Raw genomic sequence first — 18,194 nt, forward strand, 5'->3', positions numbered from 1 at the left:
CTCAAGGCATTACATCGCCCGAATTCGGGTTAAGGGTTTGGCCGACGAACAAGTTTCCGCCAGGCTCAGAGGCAAGCAACACCGCGATCGGGGCCACCTCTTCAACCTTACCGAATCGGCCCAATGGCAACTCCTTGGCCTTGGCAGCCTTCCACTCCTGGCTGATCCCTTCAACAAGCGGGGTTTCAACCGGCCCTGGAGCTACACAATTCACCAGGACGTTGTCCTTGCTCACCTCCAACGCCAGAGACTTGGTGAAGCCGATCACCCCTGCTTTGGCTGCAGCATAGTGAGTCAGTTGAGCACCACCTTTGATTCCGAGCTGAGAGGCGATGTTGATGATGCGACCCCATTGCTGTTCCAGCATATGAGGTAGAGCACGCTGGCTTGCCACGAACACGCTGGTTAGATCCACCCGCAGCATTTCGTCCCACATTTCCTGAGTGAGATCCACGCACGAAGCCTGAGTCAGCATCCCGGCATTGTTCACCAGAATATCGATGCCACCGAGGGCATCAACGCAGGCATCTACACCAGCTTGAGCGCCCTCCCTGCTGCCTACATCAGCAACACATTCGATCACCAAGATGCCACGGTCACGACAGTAGTTCGCAACGATAGCCAGGCGGTCGGAGTCTCGGTCGCACAACACGAGCTTGGCACCTGCCTCAGCATACGCATAGGCGATCGCCGCACCGATACCGCTGCCCGCTCCGGTAATGACCGCACGTCGGTTTTGCAATGGCTTCATTCTTGTTCTCCTCGCAGCCGCAAGGAGACCTTGCGGCGTTGTAATTTTTACTCAGGCCAGCGCACGGTCAGACCGCCGTCGATGATGATGCTCTGTCCAGTGATGTAACTCGACTCTCGACCGGTCAAGTAGCAAACCAGGTCAGCAACCTCGCTTGCTCGACCGACCCGACCCAGAGGAATCGCTTTGCCTGCTTTAGCCAGACCATCCGCCCCTAGCGAATTCTTGCTGTCCAGCGATTGAGGGGTTTCGATCAAGCCAGGGATGATGGTGTTGCAACGGATGCCTTTGGACGCAAACTCCACCGCAAGAGAACGGCAAAGCCCCGGAAGTCCGGCCTTGGCAGCTGCGTAGTGAGAATGATCTTGCCATCCGTAGACACCACCAGCGATCGACGAAATCGCGACCATGGCTCCACCTTCACCGATGTAACGGCTCGCGCTTCGGAAAGTGCGCATTACGCCAGTAAGGTCGACATTCAGCATTTCATTCCACTGCTCATCCGACATCTGCAGCAGCGGGGCTTTACGCAAAAGCCCAGCGTTCGCGACGGCATAGTCGAGTCGACCAAACCGTTCGACAGCGGCTGCGGCAAGCGCGTCCATGGAGGCGCTGTTCGTTACGTCCATCGCCACCATAAGGCACTCGCCGCCTGCCTCTTCCACGAGTCGCTGAGTTTGAGATGGATCATGTGAGTCAGCTGCCAGGTAGCCGCCCACCACGCGTACACCTTTCTTCGCGTACGCAACTGCAACCGCTTGGCCAATGCCACTGGCAGCCCCAGTGACCAACGCTACGGGTTGAGACATAGGTACATTCCTTCTTATTTGACTGAATGGGGTTCAACGTGCCGGGCTGCAAACATGATCAAGCCCGAAAGGAAGCAAGGCAACGCTCCGAACCAGAGTGCCGCGCTATGCCATTCACCACCGGTTGACAGCACGCTGGTGATCCCCAGCCCAGCGACAATTGCGCCGATAGGGCCCATGGCATGGACGATTGCGCCCCCCGTTGCACGGATACTGGTAGGGAAGCTTTCACCCATGAAGAACAACATTGCGGAGTACGGGCCGGTAAGGAAGAACAGGCCCAAGCTGTACAAGGCGATGACAGTGATCAGATCACTTGGCGCTTGGATCATGGCGAAGAATGCCAATCCACCACACATCCAACCGAGAGCAACAGTATTGCGGCGACCAATCCGATCGCCCAGCCAACCGTGAGCGAGATAGCCAATGAAGCCAACCAGGTTGGACAGGACAAGGATCCACAGCGAGTTCTCGAACGACAGCTTATGAACGCTCACGATGACTGAGGTGCCCAGAACGCTGAAGACTTGAATGGCCGACCAGTTGAGGAGAATCGCCAAGCTCAGAACCAATGTGGGTCGCAGTGCTGCGCCACGAAATGCAGCGGCAACGCCTGCTTTGGCATGCTCGTCATAGTCGACGTGGTACTCACGAGCCAGGCTGCGCGCTGCGGACTCGTCTCCCGCCTTGCGCAATTGGTTGATCCGCTGATGCACCTGGAACTGAGGACTTTCTTTGAGTTTGCGAGCCAGGATCGCCACAATCAGCGCCGGTACCGCAGCAAAGATGAAGCAACCCTGCCAGCCAATGTGGGGCAGCAGCAGCGCAGTAAGGCCTGCGGCAATCAAAGCACCTACCGGCCAACCACTTTGCACCAGGCTGTAGACAAACCCCCGGCGCTTGATCAGCTTTGGATCGGTCGAGGCCGCATATACCTCGGTAAGGTATGTCGCGTTGACACCTTCCTCGGCATAACCCAAGCCAGCGACTGAGCGAACTGCAATCAAAGGCCCTTTACCCATCCCGGCACATGCTGCAGTGAGTGCTGAGCACAGCGCGGTACCACCGATGGTGAAGATAATCCCTCCGCGTCGACCGATCTTATCTACAAGAGGGCCTACGACGAACGCGACGACTGCGCCGCCAACCGCTACCCACGTGGCGATTTCCGCCTGTTCAGTTTCGCTCCAAGTGAAATGCCCGCCCATGACCGGCAGCAGGGTGCCAAACAAGATGAAATCGTAAACAGCAAAAACCCAAGCAAAGAAGGCAATCCAAGTCGCGTATTTGACATCTTTGGATTCCAGTTGTACGGGCTTCCATGCACCAGACTCAGTGACTGGAGTCGTCGTGGTGGCTTGCGTAGTGGTCATATCGGCATTTCTCTTGTTTTTTTGATGCGCTTATAAACTTGCTAACCGAGGCGTCTTATTCAACGCTTACGCGGTTGGCGCCGGATAAAGTCGTCAGCGATTTCGTCCATAGTGACGAACTTCACGCCTTCATGACTTTTCATGTGCTCAATAAAGCGCTCAAGCATGAGCAGTACTTGAGGTCGACCAGAAACATCAGGGTGAATTGTGATGGGGAATACCGCGTAGTCATTTTCACGATAAACCCAGTCAAATTGATCACGCCACATCTCTTCCAAATGGCGTGGATTTACAAAGCCGTGGCTGTTAGGAGACTTCTTGATGAACATCATCGGAGGAAGGTCATCAAGGTACCAGTTAGCTGGAATTTCAACCAAGTCGGTCTCTTCACCCCGTACCAGCGGTTTCATCCAGATATCAGGGTGTTGGCTGTAATCAATCTTGCTCCAGCTATCTTTCACCCGAACGTAGTAAGGATGGAAGTCGTTGTGCATCAAGCTGTGGTCATACTTGATACCCTTTTTCAGAAGCAACTCATTGGTGACATTGCTGAATTCCCACCATGGCGCTACATAGCCAGTAGGCCGTTTGCCTGAAAGCTGGGTGATGACTTCTATCGACTTGTCCAGGACGATCTCTTCTTGCTCTGGCGTCATCGCGATCGGGTTCTCATGGCTATAGCCATGGATACCAATTTCATGACCCGCCTGAACCACTGCTTTCATTTGCTCGGGGAATGTTTCAACCGAGTGACCTGGGATAAACCACGTTGTACGCAGGTCATATTTTTCAAAAAGCTTTAAGAGGCGCGGGGATCCAACTTCACCAGCAAAAAGGCCACGGGAGATATCGTCAGGCGAATCCTCCCCACCATAGGAGCCAAGCCAACCTGCTACTGCATCGACATCAACGCCAATTGATACAAAAATTTCTTTCGCCATGATCTCTACCTCTTTGTTATTCAAATATTCGCAGGCAAGAATTGCCCGCACTCCGGTTGACCTGTTACTTCTCGCCTCGAACATAAAGCTCGATTGCCAGGGCAGCTCGGAGCAGTTCCTCATCATTCCCACTAAAACTTGAAAGAAGGAGGCTCGTAGGAAGCCCTGCTTCCCCTGTTCCACTTGGCAACGCAACGCTAGGCATGTCCAACATGCTGCCTGGCATCGTTAGCCTCAGCGTTGCCAAGTTGGTAGCAACAAACAGGTTGACGTCTTCTTCGAGCGGTGCCAGAAGCGGAGCCACATGACCTACCGTCGGGGTCACCAGGAATGCGCCATCCAACTCACGCGCGATCTGTGCTTTCAGTGCCGCAGCAGCTTGGTACAAACGCACCTGCTTACTCGCTGGATAGGCTCGTGCTGCCTCAAGCCGCCGACGAACTCGCGGGTCTAGTTGTTCTGCATCCGGGCTGTCGAGAAGCTCTTGGTAAAGGGCAAAAGCCTCCGCACTCCCAAGCCATCCAATCTGCTCAATGACGTCCAGTGCTTCTTGAAATGCCTTGACCTTTTTTTGCTCCACTACTGCTCCTGCAGAGGCCAACCGCTCAAGTGCCGCAAGAAGATTTGCTCTGACCTCAGGTTGAATGCGCGAATCACTGAGCAGATCGGCATCTACACACAGCTTGAGCCCAGCGATGGCAAGACCCGTGGTGTCCAGCGACATGCCCTCCTGATTACCTAGCAGAAGGTTATCGAGAACGATGGCATCACGAACGCTGTTGGTGATAGGCCCCAGCGAATCGAGAGAGCTCGCAAGGGGAGTGACGCCGTCAAACGAGTAACGCTTTGCACTGCTTCGATAACCCACAAGACCATTGAAAGCAGCTGGCACTCGAATGGAGCCTGCAGTGTCAGTTGACATGCCGATCGGAGCGACGCCCTGCGCAACAGCTATAGCCGAACCGGAGGACGATCCTCCGGGTGCACGTAATTCGCCGGCAAAGCTGATATTGGTCGGCGTTCCGAAATGAGGGTTAAGGCCCAAACCTGAGTACGCCAATTCGCTGAGATTGGTCTTTCCAATATTCACCATCCCCGCCCGGCTAATTAATGTGGCCAGAGAGCAATCACGCGGCGCAGGTCGGTCATGCATGCGCACTTTTGCACCAGCAGTCGTCACGCAGCCAGCTAGGTCGTAGAGATCCTTCCAGGCTACTGGCACCCCATCGAAAGGAGACAGCGGTTGGCCTGCTTGCCAACGTGCCTTGGCAGCGACTGCTTCGCGTAGCGCTCGATCCTTACACAGGATGATGAATGCTGCGGGAATCCGCTCCGCCTCCCGAATCGCTTCTTCAAGGACTTCCACCGGATCGGTTGTTCCATCGGCGAATCGCTGAGCCAAGGAATAAGCATCGGCAAGCATGGGAGCACCTCTAAAATGTACATTTTCAAAATACCTACATTTTCCCTAAGCATCGACCGTGCCAAGTTTTCTCCCGAAAACGCGGAGGAGCGTATGAATGGCTCTAGCGCTGAGGCGATCTGGTTTCTGTGAGCGCAAAGCTACAGCTGGCCCAAAAAATGTATGTTTTAGATAATGATCCATTTTGGGTTTTTTGGTAACAGCCTGCTCCAAAATCGTTCATAGCAGTGTTACCGGTGTTCGATCACATTCCGGCTTGCTTGTGAGAAACTTACCCACCACGCTTCATGAGAACCGCCTGATGTCTGCCACACAGCCTTTGGAAGATCGTCCTGCTGCATCCCGCTACGAGACAATCCGCATTACGCTGCGTGATGCGATCCTCAGCGGGCAGACGGTTCCCGGACTCGTGTTGGTGGAGGGGCCGCTAGCGGAACTTTTTGGCACCAGTCGCGTGCCGGTTCGCCATGCCCTGAATCTGCTCCATGAGGAAGGCCTCATACGCCGGTTCTCTGGGCGTGGCTTCCTCATTGACCCCGACCGAACTACCGATACGCCTTTACGGGTACCTCTCACTCGCAAGCTCTTGGGATTAGAGCCTCAAGAAGACCTCATCGATTATCGACCGCTTGGTGAACGCATTTACGATCATCTCGCCCAAACGGTCATCCGATTCATGGTCTTTGGCCATTACCGAATCGATGAGCAGAGCGCAGCCGAAGAATTGAACGTCAGCCGAAACGTAGTCAGAGAGGCCCTGATGCGACTGAGGGACAAAGGCCTGGTAGAAAAAGAACCTTACTCACAGTGGCTAGCCGGGCCGTTGACTGCCCAGGCCGTGAAGCAAGACTACGAATTACGGATGCTCCTCGAACCTGACGCCCTCCGCCAAGGCGTCGAGCACGTGTCTCGCAGTGATCTTGAAGGGATGTTGAGTCGGGTAGTTAAGGCCCAAGAAGCAGGTCGCCGTGTTCAGCGAGCAGACATAGAGAAGCTTGAGCACGATTTGCATGTGACCTGCATAGCGGGGGTAAGCAATACCCGTATGGCAGCAGTCATTCGTCAATGCCAGATCCCCATGAACGTCGGACGCGTCCTCCATGAAGCCCTGCAGTCAAGCACCGACGAAGCTATGCTGGTGGAACATCGATTGATTTTCGAAGCTCTCTTATATGGAACGATTGAAACTGCCTGTTCGTGCCTGCGGGATCACATATCTAAAGCCCGTGAGCGCACACTTCAAAGACTCAAAGTGCTCTCAGTCATCCCAGAACCGGATGTACCCAGCTACCTGGAAAGACTGGCCTGACTGAAAAGGGCATGCGGGCACTGCGCAATCCAGCATGCCCCTTCAAATGAGTCAATCCCTACCTCCTCTCAAACCAGAAAGCCGCTTGCCTTGCTCAGCTGTCCTCTGAAAATTGGCGAATGCTACGGGCCAAGCGTTGTGTCTTTCAGACTCAAGAGACTTATGACAGCTTCACCCAGTCGAGGCCGATATCCCAAGACATCACCAGTTCCTTCCTCGCTCTTGAATATGCTGCAAGAAGTCACCTCTATATCAAGGTAATATTGGGAAAGGTCTATGGTGGGCCTGTCCCGTTCCAGCGGACGTCCAAAAGACGTCTCAGCCTACAGCCAGAATAATCAGGTAGCCTCTCTTTAGCCGTCCACTGTCAGCCTCGCAGCCTAAGCTGTCTGGCTCCGAGCACGCAGCGGCCGTTCTGGGCACAAGTATTTGATGGTCGTGATCAGAGAAGCTGAGCATGCATCGCAGCCAGTTCTTCAGGTGCTCAAACCCCTCTTACCCAAAGCATTGCAATTTGACATCACCCTCATCCAAAATCGGATCCAACTAGGTATCGGCCCAGTAGATCGCGTGGGGTGAACATGGGAAGAAACGGCACCATTAACTCAATCACTGTCAGATTGCTCAAGTCGAGTAAAATGCCAGCAGAAGCACTATTCAAAATTGGTAAGACCCTACGTGCCCAAGCCCATCGTCCAGGTGTCGATCAATTTCTTAAATGGGTGTCCAATGAATCGCCTGTATGACTATCCGTTCTGACGTCTAAGTTAGACGGCGGATTCTGCCGCGGGGTGTTGCACCCCGCTTTCCCAAGACTGTTAACGAGATTACGACATGGACGCCCAGCATGAACCTGCTCATGATGAAATTAAGAATTTTTTGCGCCAACAGCGCGAGGCCTTTGAGGAGCGAAACTACTGGCTGCAACATGCTTTAGGTGCAGAAAATCATTGGCTTTTCGTCCAAGCGTATGACGCCTGGAAGCTAGAGCTCTATCTGCCAGCATGTACCGGTTTTCTGACCGGGATTGAGGCGTCGCTTCGTAACACAATGGCCCAAATCAAGAACCCTGCTCCAGTCGAAAATGTCGACGATATCTCGACGCTTAGTAACTCTCTCCTGCGTCAAGCGAGGGCCAGTGGCATGGTCATCGATGACTTAGTATTTCCAGGGGAGCAAAATTTTGAAGCCAATCTCCCTACTCGATCAACCCATGTTGAGCTCGTAAAGATCAGACATACTCTCTGCCACGGCAACATTCTTCAGTATGTGAAAAGCGAGGATGACGTAGGCTCTTTCTTTACGCCAGAATGCTGCCGCGACCTCGCAAATAGCCTTCACACGATCTCACGCAACTGGGTGGCGAGCTTGGGAGCGTTTAGAAGAGAAACCTTGGGCCTTCGCTAAGCATTCACTCATTAGCAGGGCTCCATGCAAGCAGAGCGCGCAGGCCGCAGGGCCGAAGAGCGTGAGGATGGAAGCCCGTAGGGCCGAGACACGACGTGGCTCGGTTCACGACAGCCGGCCGCGGGTGCGGCACGCCCATAAGTGATCAGCGAGTTCTGCTACAACTCGTACGCCATGTCGTTGCAGGACGTAACTATACGAACTGGCATCAACGTGACCAAGCGAGCTCAAACGCTTTGAACCTCATCAAGATCCTCGGCGAGCCTTTTAAGCTCGACGACTTCGTCAAACCAGGCCAATTCTGCTCGCGCCTCCGGTACAAAATGTTTGGTGGAACTCACTTCGTGAACCGAGCGGGCCTGGCGCGAACCTTCCAGAATATTCGCCTTTTTAAAGAAATGACGGTGCTGGAAAATTTGCTGGTAGCGCAGCACATGCATTCAAACCGCAACATGCTCTCAGGCATTTTTAATGTGGGGAGCTACCGGAAAGCTGAGAGCAAGCTGCTAGACACGGCATTTTATTGGTTGGAGCTGGTCGACCTGGTCGACCATGCAAATCGTCTTGCAGGTGAGCTGTCCTATGGCCAGCAGCGCAGGCTCGAAATCGCGCGCGCCATGTGCACCAACCCCGAGATAATTTGCCTGGATGAGCCGGCTGCCGGCCTCAACCCTGCGGAGACGGAAGCGCTGTCAACAATGATCCGTAGATTACGTGACCAGCATGGGATCACCGTGATGCTCATCGAGCATGACATGGGCATGGTTATGAGTATTTCTGACCACATCGTCGTCTTGGATCATGGATTGGTAATCGCTCAAGGCAGCCCAAACACGATTCGCAATGAGCCCAAAGTTATCGCGGCCTATCTTGGCGCAGAGGAAGAGGTTGCAGCATGACGAACACTCGGCTGATTGAGTTCAAGAATGTGGACGTCTTCTACGGACAAATCCAGGCGCTGAAGAAGGTAAATTTACACATTGATGAAGGAGAAACGGTAAGCCTGATCGGAGCAAACGGCGCGGGTAAGTCAACCTTACTCATGTCGATTTTCGGGCAGCCTCGTGCGGCGCCTGGTCAAATCATCTACCGCGGTGCGGACATCGCAAAGAAGTCCTCGCATTACGTTGCGTCCCACGGGATTGCCCAGTCTCCGGAGGGGCGGCGCGTCTTTCCTGACATGACGATGGAAGAAAACTTGCTCATGGGTACGATCCCTCTCGGAATGGAGCACGCCGAGCAGGACAAGGAGCGGATGTTCGAGATGTTTCCTCGCCTCAAGGAAAGGCGTGATCAGCGAGCAATGACGATGTCCGGCGGTGAGCAGCAAATGCTGGCCATTGCTCGAGCACTCATGAGTCGCCCTAAACTACTGCTCCTCGATGAACCCTCTCTCGGGCTGGCCCCTTGGTAGATGCGGGGCATCTCACTACCGACCGACTTCGAGAATTCAAATCCTCAGCAGCGTTCATCGAAGGCGCATGGTCTTATGAACAGTTGAACTGCCCCCCGATTCGATGCTTCAGCGCATGGAAGCGCCTGACTGACGTGCTTACCTCCACGATACTGCAGTGAGAGGTGATCTCCATTTCTCCAGCGATTTCTTACCCACTGGATGAGGAGATGAAGCGCGGCACCTCACTGATCCGATTTCGTTCGGCTCTAGGTCACGGGGCTATTGAACTTAAATGGGCGCAGTCCCCCCCACTATACGGATAAACTCCCGCAAGCAACTGCGACCCGCATCACGCCTGAATATCGCAGTCACCTACATGCGGTTAACCGTACTGATCCCCCCACAACCTTCCTGCCTTAATCAGGGATTGGATGCTCAATGTCCAGATCATTTGCCCAGTTGCAAATCGTAGATATCGCACTGGGCAAAAAGTGGTTATAGCGGCCAGCTGATCCCGGACAATGGTCTAAAGCACGTCAGCACCGCTACGCTGGAATCTCAGCCCTGTCCGCCCCACCTTCGCAAACTTGACCCAGCCACTACAGCGCACCTCTTCCACCTCGTCATCATCTTCAGCACTACTTTGGTCGGCCAACCCTTCGATTGAGCCTGAGCAGGAAACCTCCCAAGTATCGCGGGCTGTCCAGAGCTGCTCGCTGAACGACCAATGCCCATCCAGCTCAACTGAAGATGGCTCAGACCCTGTGGCGTGCTCTACCGCCTCGATGACAGTTTCACGCGAAAGGATAGCGTCCTGAAGCTCCCGCTCGACGTAGTCATCCAGAAAGTCTGACAGATCCGGGAATACGCCGTAACGACACTCGACGATAGCGTCGCTGAAGTCTTGAACGATGAAGCTCTGCATCACCTCGAGCTCAATCAGCCTAGAGAGACCGCCCTCGTAATCAAGAACAATGACCTCAGCATCAGCCAGGTGATATTTCAGACTTTCATTTCCTTCTTCTACCACCAGGGCAGCATATGTCCTGTATCCCAGGAACGCGGAAACGATCTCCAGCGCAATGCCGTGCTGGACTTTGATGCCCTTGAGGGCGAGAGATTTTTTGGCTGCAAATGCAGCTGCCTTGACGAAGTCAGTCATCCAAGAAATACCAGGAAAGTGTCGCTGCGCTGGGCGTTTTGTCACTAGCGATTAACCGGGAACTCCGGAATGCGATAGCAGGAATGAAGCTGGTTATAGCGACCTCTTTTTCAAGCCGACCAGAGCTTTGGCGGAGAGCCGATATCGATCATATCGAATGGCTCGGAATGGTACAAGCCTCTGAATTTTATGCATAAATCTGCAATTTTTCGGCTATGGCAGTCGGCTGGAGGGCTCCTTTAAAGATGTTAGGGTCGAATGCCCCTTGGGCTGGACTCCCTCTCCACTCAAGTATCTGCATCCGTTCTGAGCAAATAGCTCAGAGCCAGCGAGGAGGACAGGCAAGCGGAGCGCGCAAGCCGACGGCCGAAGGCGTGAAGGATCGAAGCCCGCAGGGCCGAGCCACTTCGTGGCTCGGTTCACGAGAGCCTGGCCGCGAGGCGGCACGCCCTTGGCGACCTCGTCGCACACATGAGCATCTCCCCCTCCCGGGTAGCTAGGTCAGGCCAAAATCAACTCAAGCATCTAGCTTGCTGTGCTGCCAAAAGGGTCGCTGCCCACACCTGCTCAGCTAGCCACCCCGCCTCGGACGAAGAAAGCATCCAAGCCACCCTCCCGAACCTTATAGAGACTGAACCGCCTTCGAGACTGATTGCGAAATCGTAGATGGCGTCATTATTATCACAGAATTCAACAATCGGATCAGGATCGCGGAAAGCCCCACTCGCAACAAAATCTGCTCCTGATCCGCCCCAGTACAACTGATCACTGCCCGGCTGGGGCTTTGACATATAGGGTGCGATGAGATCACTCCAGCATGCTACACGGTGAGCAAGCTTATGTTCTTCCTCAACCGAACGCCGGTGCTTGGCCAGATGAACAAGCGAGTGACTCAAACTCGTAGCCACCTGGACTGCCTGAATGAGCGTATATGCCACTCTGAAATCATCGAACCATGTATTGATGAGACCTGAGGTCTCAAGTTTTACGATGGCGCGGTACTCTTCAAGCCCTTCTGGTAAATTGAAGGATGTCGATGCCTCGAATGAAACCTCAGTGTTGCGGTGTTTGCTGGAATACATAATGCTCTCGAAAAATGCTCTTAATTATCAAAACGGTGCGTTTTGAAAAAACTTGAGCGTATTTCCGATTTTTTTTGCTGCCCCTCTGACCTCCACTTCAAATGCCACTGAACACGGCACCCAACTAGGCCGCAAGATAGTGGGCATGATAACAAGCGGAGCGCGCAGGCCAGAAAGGCCGAAGGCTTGATGAATATCTGCCCATTGGGGCCGAGACTGGGCAAAACGCGACCCAAGCCAGGTTGGCGAGCTTCGCACACATGGACAGTTTCACTGAAGGGTTAGCAAAGCTTCAAGTAACACCGAAGTACAGCGAAATGATGAAGCAGGTAGCGATCCTTGCAGAGTCTCCATTGTTCGAGGCGCTCGAGCGTACGTCTGCAAGCAAGCTGGCCAGGCTGTTTGAAGAGTACGAAATAGTCGAGCAGACAGCCTTGGTTCAGGAGCCGGCAGCCCGCTATGACGTCAAGCCCGTCCTGGAAGCCTCGCTACAGACAGAAATTATCGATGCACTTGATGGCAAGGAGAATCGCAAGCCGCTTACCCCAGCCGCGTTCCTCCTGCTTTGTTACATTCTGGGCTTCCTTTCCGGCACGATGGCCCTTGTAAGCCAGTGGAAAGACTTCAAGGACGGTCTGTGTGATCTCAATGATCTTACCCTTCGGTCGGAGTCTACTGCAGAGGCTCACAAGCTGGTTCGTTCCTCGATGTGCCATATGACTAAAACGCCAAGGCGCGTGTGAGGCTCGTGGCCAGGGAGAACGTGAACCTTCGCTACTCGCCAGGCATGAAGGCCGAGGTAATCATGCCTTTGAAACAGTATGCCGTGCTGGAGGTTGTAGACTCGACCGACAAGACTTGGCTTGAGGTCATTTACAAACACGAAGGTATTGAGATCCAGGGATGGATATCTAGGAGCATGGTAAAGACCATCCAGTAGCCTTAAAAGCGCCGCGACCAACGCGGCGTTTTCATTAACTGGCAGACGGAATTCTGGAGCGGATCTTTCGTACCACCCGCGATGGATTCGATCTGCGTTCACGCCTCATGTGGACAGGAACGGGACGACGTAACCCATGAATTCGGCATGCTGGCTACTTGACTCACTCCACCTTGCTGGGTGTACCTAGCCAGACAGGTAGACCATAAATCCAGCACTCTCTAGGCAAGCGGAGCGCGCAGGCCAGGAAGGCCGGAGGCGAAAAGGATCGAAGCCCGGAAGGGTCGAGCCTTGGCTCGGTGCACGAGAGCCTGGCCGCTTCAGCGGCTCGCCCAAGCAATTCCACTACTGCAAGCGTCGAGGGTGTTGCCGCTGACCGAAAACTGACCCAGTTTCGCCCATTGTGCTGACTGAAAACTGACCCAGGTGTTCCACTGTACCTGCTCAATTTTTGAGCAGGAGAACACAGGGTGATCAGCATGGAAATGATGGGCAAAATTCGGCGGATGTATTTCCGCGACAAGCTGTCGTTGCATGAGATAGCCAAGCGCACCGGCCTGTCGCGCAACACCATCCGAAAATGGGTCAGAGCGTCGGAGTCCAAGCAGCCGGTTTATCAGCGTCGAGCCGTGTTCAACAAGCTCAGTCCCTTTCACGAGATGTTGGAGCAGGCGCTGCGGGCTGATGCCTTGAGGGCCAAGCAACATCGTCGCAGTGCCAAGGCGCTGCTGGCCATGATCCGCGCTGAAGGCTATGACGGCGGCTACAGCCAGCTCACTGCCTTCGTTCGTCATTGGCGCGGAGAGCAAGGCAAGGCGGTACGGGCATTTGTGCCGTTGGCGTTCGCATTGGGCGAGGCCTTCCAGTTCGATTGGAGCGAGGAAGGCCTGCTGATTGGCGGTGTTTTCCGACGTGTCCAGGTCGCGCACATGAAGCTATGTGCCAGCCGAGCCTTCTGGCTAGTGGCCTATCCCAGCCAAGGGCATGAAATGCTGTTCGATGCCCATACCCGCTCATTCGCCGCCATGGGCGGCGTGCCGCGTCGCGGCATCTACGACAACATGAAAACGGCGGTCGACAAGGTCTCCAAGGGTAAAGGCCGCACGGTCAACGCTCGCTTCATGGTGATGTGCTCGCACTACCTGTTCGACCCGGACTTCTGCAACGTAGCGTCCGGCTGGGAAAAAGGTATCGTCGAAAAGAATGTCCAAGATAGTCGGCGCCGCATCTGGCTGTCTGCCTGCGACAATACTTTCCATAGCTTCGAAGAGTTGAATGCCTGGCTTGCCCAGCGCTGTCGGGCTCTGTGGCACGAGCTGATCCATCCGCAGTACAACGGCCTCACCGTTGCAGAAGTCTTAGAACTGGAGCGCGTCGAAATGATGCCGATGCCGACGCCTTTCGACGGTTATGTAGAGCGCACGGTTCGCGTTTCCAGCACCTGTCTGATCAACGTGGCCCGCAACCGCTATTCAGTACCCTGTGAGCGTGTTGGCCAGTGGGTCAGCAGTCGGCTCTATCCCTCGCGAATCGTCGTGATTGCCGATGATGGTGTGATTGCCAGCCACGAGCGCCTGTTTGATCGCGATCAGGTCAGCTACGACTGGCAACACTATATCCCCCTCATTGAGCGTAAACCGGGAGCCCTACGCAATGGTGCCCCGTTTGCCGACCTACCCAAGCCACTACGCCTGCTCAGGCGCGGGCTGCGGCGGCATCTACAGGGTGATCGGGTCATGACCCAGGTCTTGGCCGCCGTGCCCGTCGCTGGCCTGGATGCTGTCCTCGTAGCGGTTGAGCTGGTTTTGGAATCTGGCAGCCTGAGCGCTGACCACATCCTCAATATCGTGGCCCGTCTGACCGCCCGTGAAGCACCACCCTCGGTCGAAACCAACCTGCAACTGAAAGTTACCCCTATCGCCAATACCGCGCGCTATGACCGGTTGCGCAGCACAGATGAGGAGGTGCGCAATGCGTGATCTTACAGAGGAACTCAAAGACTTACGCCTGCACGGCATGGCCACTGCCTGGGCAGATCTGGCCGCACAAGGTGAATCCACCACCGCCTCATCGAAATGGCTGATCGAGCATCTCCTCGATCAGGAACACGCCGACCGGGCAGTGCGCTCGGTACATCATCAGATGAATATGGCGAAACTGCCCATACACCGCGATCTGGCTGGCTTCGACTTCGGTGTATCCAGCGCTGATGCCCGGCTGATCAAGGAACTGTCCACTCTGACCTTCACCGACACAGCTCAAAATGTGGTGTTCATCGGCGGCCCTGGCACCGGTAAAACGCACCTCGCCACCGCCCTGGCGGTGGCCAGCATCACCCAACACAACAAGCGTGTACGCTTCCACTCCACGGTCGATCTGGTCAACCTGCTGGAGCGTGAGAAGCACGAGGGTAAGACAGGGCGTATCGCCCGAGGACTACTGCGTGCAGATCTGGTAATCCTTGATGAGCTTGGCTACCTACCTTTCAGCCAGAGCGGCGGGGCCTTGCTGTTCCACTTGCTCTCTAAGCTTTACGAGCACACCAGTGTGATCATCACCACCAACCTCAGCTTCGCCGAATGGTCGAGCGTATTTGGCGACGCCAAGATGACCACGGCCTTGCTCGACCGATTGACCCACCACTGCCACATCGTCGAGACGGGGAATGAATCGTACCGCCTGCAAAACAGCACCTTAGTGGCCAAGACCAAGATCCAGGCGAGGGAGCGCAGGCGACAGGATATCGAGGAGGCGGAGGACGACCCGTTTTGACCTCTTTGGGCTGGCCTTGCTGAGTGCAGGGTCAGCACTTTTACGACGCTGTCGACTGCTAGGCTTATCCACAATTGCCGGGGTCTAAATCGGCAAGCAGCCCTGGGTCATTTTTCAATCGGCAGGGTGGGTCAATTTTCAATCAGCGCCGACAGTCGAGGGGTCAGGTGATTTGAATCCCCCGCAAACCTCCGATAATTGCGCAAGCTTTGTCGCCCACCATCAGGACGAAACGTCGCAACAACGTACCGGCTGTGTTCGGTAGTAAGCACCCAAAACCTCCCTTCCTTCGACACGTCCACCACATCTGAGGTACGGATGATGTGTCCGTCCGCAAAACGACCCAGCGAGTCCTTCCGCACATGCCCGAATACAACCCCCACAGCGGCTCGAGCATTGATAAACACCCCGGTTAGATAAGCTGTTACTGGAAGGGCAAAACCCTGCGATTCAGCCCTGAGAATCCTCAGCAAATCAAAATCCGAATGGCGCTTGCCGTGATACTCAACCGCGATCGTATCAGTCATTGTGGCTCCAATGCCTCGTGTAAGTGACCTTGTAGAAGTGCTTATGAATGTCCAGAGGCGTGCCTAATCCGTACGGATCATACTTGGCTGGAAAATCAATGTTTGGTCAGCAAGGTCGTCCACCTCAAACAGCTCTGCCTGCGAAGTGTGATAGACCAATCCACTCTCCACGGTTAGAACGCTGACTGAACACTCGTTGCGATCCCGGCCAATCACAGCCCGTACAAGAGTCTCCATCTTCCAATCACCAGTGCCATTAATGTGGCCTGGCGTGACCACCCGGATACTCTTTACGTAAGCCTCATCAGACTGGGTAACCAAGACCCGCTGCAGCAGCCGCTCATCATCCAGCTGCATGAGGTAACGCCCTCGCCGCTCAGCACCTCCTAGAGCAACGGTTACGTGGAAGTAGTGAGTCTCCATGTAGCGCGTCACCGCACACCACATGCTCTCTCCCTCACCAAACATGCCAGGCACACCGACCCGGTGGCTCTCTGTGGTTCTGAACATCAAATGTCTCTAAATTGCTGGGGTTGCCGAGAAGGAACCCATGGATTACAAAAGTGAGAAGATCACGCTGAGACTCAGCAGTCTGCTCATCACCTGGCCCAAGCAAGACGCGTGTTCCGCGTTACAAACATCACCCCACCGAAGGTGAGACACATGCTTGAGCGAACCCAGTCGCGGAGCTGAAAGCGCAGTCGGCTGTCTTCTATCACCTTGTTGGCGAAGAGAAAGATCGGCAGATGACCAGCTGAACGTACTTTCTCATGCTCCTCTGGCGAAAGCGCTGCGCGGAGGACTGTCCACTGCTCGACAAAGCAATAAGCCTTGTGTCCGAGCGGCTTTTGACGTGATTCCTCAGCCGCTCTCGCTCCGGGTCGCAGGCCCTGTCGCCGCTAGGTGAGACTTGAACATTTTCTGAAGTATTGTCGATATCCGTTTCCTCCAAGGGGGCCGGTGCAGCTATCGCACCTGCAGCAAGGCTGACAGGGCCTAAAACTATCTCAATCGAGCCAAAGACCGATAATACACCTTTTTGACGTTTATTGGCATTACTGCGTTGTGGCTATATCCTGAATTTTGAGGTCGCCACATGGATCTGCGCATCGCCTTTGCTGGCGTACTCCGAACCCTCCGCGTACTGCGCAAGGCGCGCTACGCAGATCTGTCGGATGCCCTCTCCAGGCGCAAAATCAGCGCCCTTGAGAACGGGGAGGTAAGCGTTACCCTTGAGCGATTTGACGAAATTGCCGACTCGTTAGATTTGGGTGGCGTGGCCATGCATGCGTTGGCAATTGCCACCGCAACAGGACAGTCCTACCAGGACGTCCTCTTACAGGCTGGTGCTCAGCTACAGAGACTGGAGTCGGAAGGCGCACTACAGAAGCTTGATGCTCAATTCGACCAAGAGGGTAAGCTGGTAGAGAGGAGCCGTGGTAAGCCTCTCAACTCTGCTAATGAGCAAGCTGTCCTTGATTGCAAGGCAAAGGGATTTAATCAACTAGAAGTAGCAGAGCAGTTAGGAATTCCGCTCACTTCTGTCCGCCGATATTGGGCAAAAGGGTAGTTTGCATTCGAGAAGAAAGGTGGATGCGCTGAAGCTCATCAGCGCACCACAAGCGCATGATTGACTAGAAGCCTAAACTCATGCTCCGAATTTCTGGCGTAACTTTTCGAGCCGTAACAGCTCATCATAGGTTGCGACCATGCTCATTACCCCGTAATAGCCAGCTGCATTGAATTCTGTGCTTTCCTCACCAGGCCTGACGGTGAGAAAAATGTCTGATGCTTCACTCTGCATGTTATCAATAAACGAAATCAAGAACTTCAAGTCATCACCCAAAAGACTAATTTGGTTCTTTAATTCTTCCGAATCACCAGATTCCAGAACATCACCAGCATCAAGGTTTCTGATTGTGAGTTTGAGCTGTGCAATTTGACCTGCTAGGCCCGCATTTCTTATTTTTAATGCTTGGTAGTCAGAAAAACTAATGGCGACCGGTGCATCAACACAAACTCTTCGGGAATAATTTTGCTCTAGAATCTGGCGATAGTCCGGATTTCTGAGAAGCGTAACATGGCTAACCGGCTTCAGATCTATAAGGCGCTCATCCTCCGGTAGGCTGAGATGATTACGCAATTCTATTTCAGTAACTATTTTGGCCACGCCCTTAGCAAGGCCAGTAACGTTCTCATAGGTCGCGTCAGATAAAATCTTTAAGGCGCTATGAATATGGGAAATCCTAGCAGCCTTATGCTTACTTCTATACTCGCCAAATGTATCAATGCGCTGCATCAC

At 54.2% G+C, this 18,194-nt stretch carries 18 protein-coding genes and 2 pseudogenes; 9 read left to right on the forward strand and 11 right to left on the reverse strand.

What is annotated here, in order from left to right; genetic code table 11:
• Position 1: 1 nt before the first annotated feature.
• From NY023_RS17785 to NY023_RS17805, 5 genes are all read right to left on the reverse strand, one after another.
• Positions 2-751 (reverse strand): SDR family NAD(P)-dependent oxidoreductase, encoded by a 750-nt coding sequence (locus NY023_RS17785; protein ID WP_013973261.1) that lies wholly within the window; start codon positions 749-751, stop codon positions 2-4.
• 47 nt (positions 752-798) lie between these two features.
• On the reverse strand, positions 799-1,560 hold the full coding sequence (locus NY023_RS17790) for an SDR family NAD(P)-dependent oxidoreductase (protein WP_024652025.1): 762 nt from the start codon (positions 1,558-1,560) through the stop codon (positions 799-801).
• A 14-nt stretch (positions 1,561-1,574) separates the two neighbouring features.
• Entirely contained in the window at positions 1,575-2,933 is a 1,359-nt protein-coding gene (locus NY023_RS17795) for an MFS transporter (protein ID WP_044047118.1), read from the reverse strand.
• 59 nt (positions 2,934-2,992) lie between these two features.
• Positions 2,993-3,874 (reverse strand): polysaccharide deacetylase family protein, encoded by an 882-nt coding sequence (locus NY023_RS17800; protein ID WP_044047119.1) that lies wholly within the window; start codon positions 3,872-3,874, stop codon positions 2,993-2,995.
• 64 nt (positions 3,875-3,938) lie between these two features.
• Positions 3,939-5,297: an amidase gene (locus NY023_RS17805; RefSeq protein WP_013973265.1), complete on the reverse strand. Its 1,359-nt coding sequence runs from the start codon at positions 5,295-5,297 to the stop codon at positions 3,939-3,941.
• A 301-nt stretch (positions 5,298-5,598) separates the two neighbouring features.
• Between NY023_RS17805 and NY023_RS17810 the strand changes: the two genes are divergently transcribed.
• The 4 genes and pseudogenes from NY023_RS17810 to NY023_RS17825 all read left to right on the forward strand — a co-directional run.
• On the forward strand, positions 5,599-6,606 hold the full coding sequence (locus tag NY023_RS17810) for a GntR family transcriptional regulator (protein ID WP_044047120.1): 1,008 nt from the start codon (positions 5,599-5,601) through the stop codon (positions 6,604-6,606).
• A gap of 834 nt (positions 6,607-7,440) precedes the next feature.
• Positions 7,441-8,013 (forward strand): hypothetical protein, encoded by a 573-nt coding sequence (locus NY023_RS17815; protein WP_044047121.1) that lies wholly within the window; start codon positions 7,441-7,443, stop codon positions 8,011-8,013.
• A 239-nt stretch (positions 8,014-8,252) separates the two neighbouring features.
• Positions 8,253-8,912, forward strand: a pseudogene (locus NY023_RS17820) (ABC transporter ATP-binding protein); the annotation flags it as partial.
• Positions 8,909-9,421 (forward strand): annotated as a pseudogene (locus NY023_RS17825) (ABC transporter ATP-binding protein); the annotation flags it as partial. The pseudogenes NY023_RS17820 and NY023_RS17825, both read left to right, overlap by 4 nt.
• Positions 9,422-9,935: 514 nt before the next feature.
• Here NY023_RS17825 and NY023_RS17830 read toward each other — a convergent pair.
• Positions 9,936-10,571, reverse strand: coding sequence for a hypothetical protein (locus NY023_RS17830; protein WP_013973269.1), 636 nt, complete (start codon positions 10,569-10,571; stop codon positions 9,936-9,938).
• A 512-nt stretch (positions 10,572-11,083) separates the two neighbouring features.
• Complete coding sequence (locus NY023_RS17835) at positions 11,084-11,653, reverse strand: hypothetical protein (protein WP_044047122.1); 570 nt, start codon at positions 11,651-11,653, stop codon at positions 11,084-11,086.
• Between the two features lie 260 nt (positions 11,654-11,913).
• Here NY023_RS17835 and NY023_RS17840 point away from each other — a divergent pair, with 260 nt between their 5' ends.
• The 4 genes from NY023_RS17840 (at position 11,914) to istB (ending at position 15,365) form a co-directional block, all read left to right on the forward strand.
• Positions 11,914-12,396 (forward strand): hypothetical protein, encoded by a 483-nt coding sequence (locus NY023_RS17840; protein WP_044047123.1) that lies wholly within the window; start codon positions 11,914-11,916, stop codon positions 12,394-12,396.
• Positions 12,397-12,458: 62 nt separating this feature from the next.
• A complete protein-coding gene (locus tag NY023_RS27780) occupies positions 12,459-12,593 on the forward strand; it encodes a hypothetical protein (RefSeq protein WP_410479889.1) in 135 nt (44 codons plus the stop codon).
• A 479-nt stretch (positions 12,594-13,072) separates the two neighbouring features.
• Positions 13,073-14,572 carry an IS21 family transposase gene (gene istA, locus NY023_RS17845; protein ID WP_024087936.1) on the forward strand — a complete coding sequence of 500 codons (1,500 nt, stop codon included), beginning with the start codon at positions 13,073-13,075 and terminating at the stop codon, positions 14,570-14,572.
• Positions 14,565-15,365: an IS21-like element helper ATPase IstB gene (gene istB, locus NY023_RS17850; protein WP_013973271.1), complete on the forward strand. Its 801-nt coding sequence runs from the start codon at positions 14,565-14,567 to the stop codon at positions 15,363-15,365. The genes istA and istB overlap by 8 nt, the downstream gene beginning before the upstream one ends.
• A 131-nt stretch (positions 15,366-15,496) precedes the next feature.
• Here istB and NY023_RS17855 read toward each other — a convergent pair whose 3' ends face one another.
• The 3 genes from NY023_RS17855 to NY023_RS27785 form a co-directional block, all read right to left on the reverse strand.
• Positions 15,497-15,892 (reverse strand): hypothetical protein, encoded by a 396-nt coding sequence (locus NY023_RS17855; RefSeq protein ID WP_044047125.1) that lies wholly within the window; start codon positions 15,890-15,892, stop codon positions 15,497-15,499.
• Between the two features lie 63 nt (positions 15,893-15,955).
• A complete protein-coding gene (locus tag NY023_RS17860; protein WP_148265663.1) occupies positions 15,956-16,249 on the reverse strand; it encodes a hypothetical protein in 294 nt (97 codons plus the stop codon).
• A gap of 242 nt (positions 16,250-16,491) precedes the next feature.
• Positions 16,492-16,779 carry a DUF6957 family protein gene (locus NY023_RS27785; RefSeq protein WP_410479890.1) on the reverse strand — a complete coding sequence of 96 codons (288 nt, stop codon included), beginning with the start codon at positions 16,777-16,779 and terminating at the stop codon, positions 16,492-16,494.
• 209 nt (positions 16,780-16,988) lie between these two features.
• Between NY023_RS27785 and NY023_RS17865 the strand changes: the two genes are divergently transcribed.
• Entirely contained in the window at positions 16,989-17,462 is a 474-nt protein-coding gene (locus NY023_RS17865; RefSeq protein WP_044047126.1) for a helix-turn-helix domain-containing protein, read from the forward strand.
• A gap of 78 nt (positions 17,463-17,540) precedes the next feature.
• On the opposite strand, the gene NY023_RS17870 is transcribed toward NY023_RS17865, so the two are convergent.
• Positions 17,541-18,191, reverse strand: a complete 651-nt coding sequence (locus NY023_RS17870; RefSeq protein ID WP_044047127.1) for a hypothetical protein — start codon at positions 18,189-18,191, stop codon at positions 17,541-17,543.
• Between the last annotated feature and the right edge of the window lie 3 nt (positions 18,192-18,194).

Source organism: Pseudomonas sp. NBB (genome assembly GCF_032701105.1).
Lineage (GTDB): Bacteria > Pseudomonadota > Gammaproteobacteria > Pseudomonadales > Pseudomonadaceae > Aquipseudomonas > Aquipseudomonas asiatica.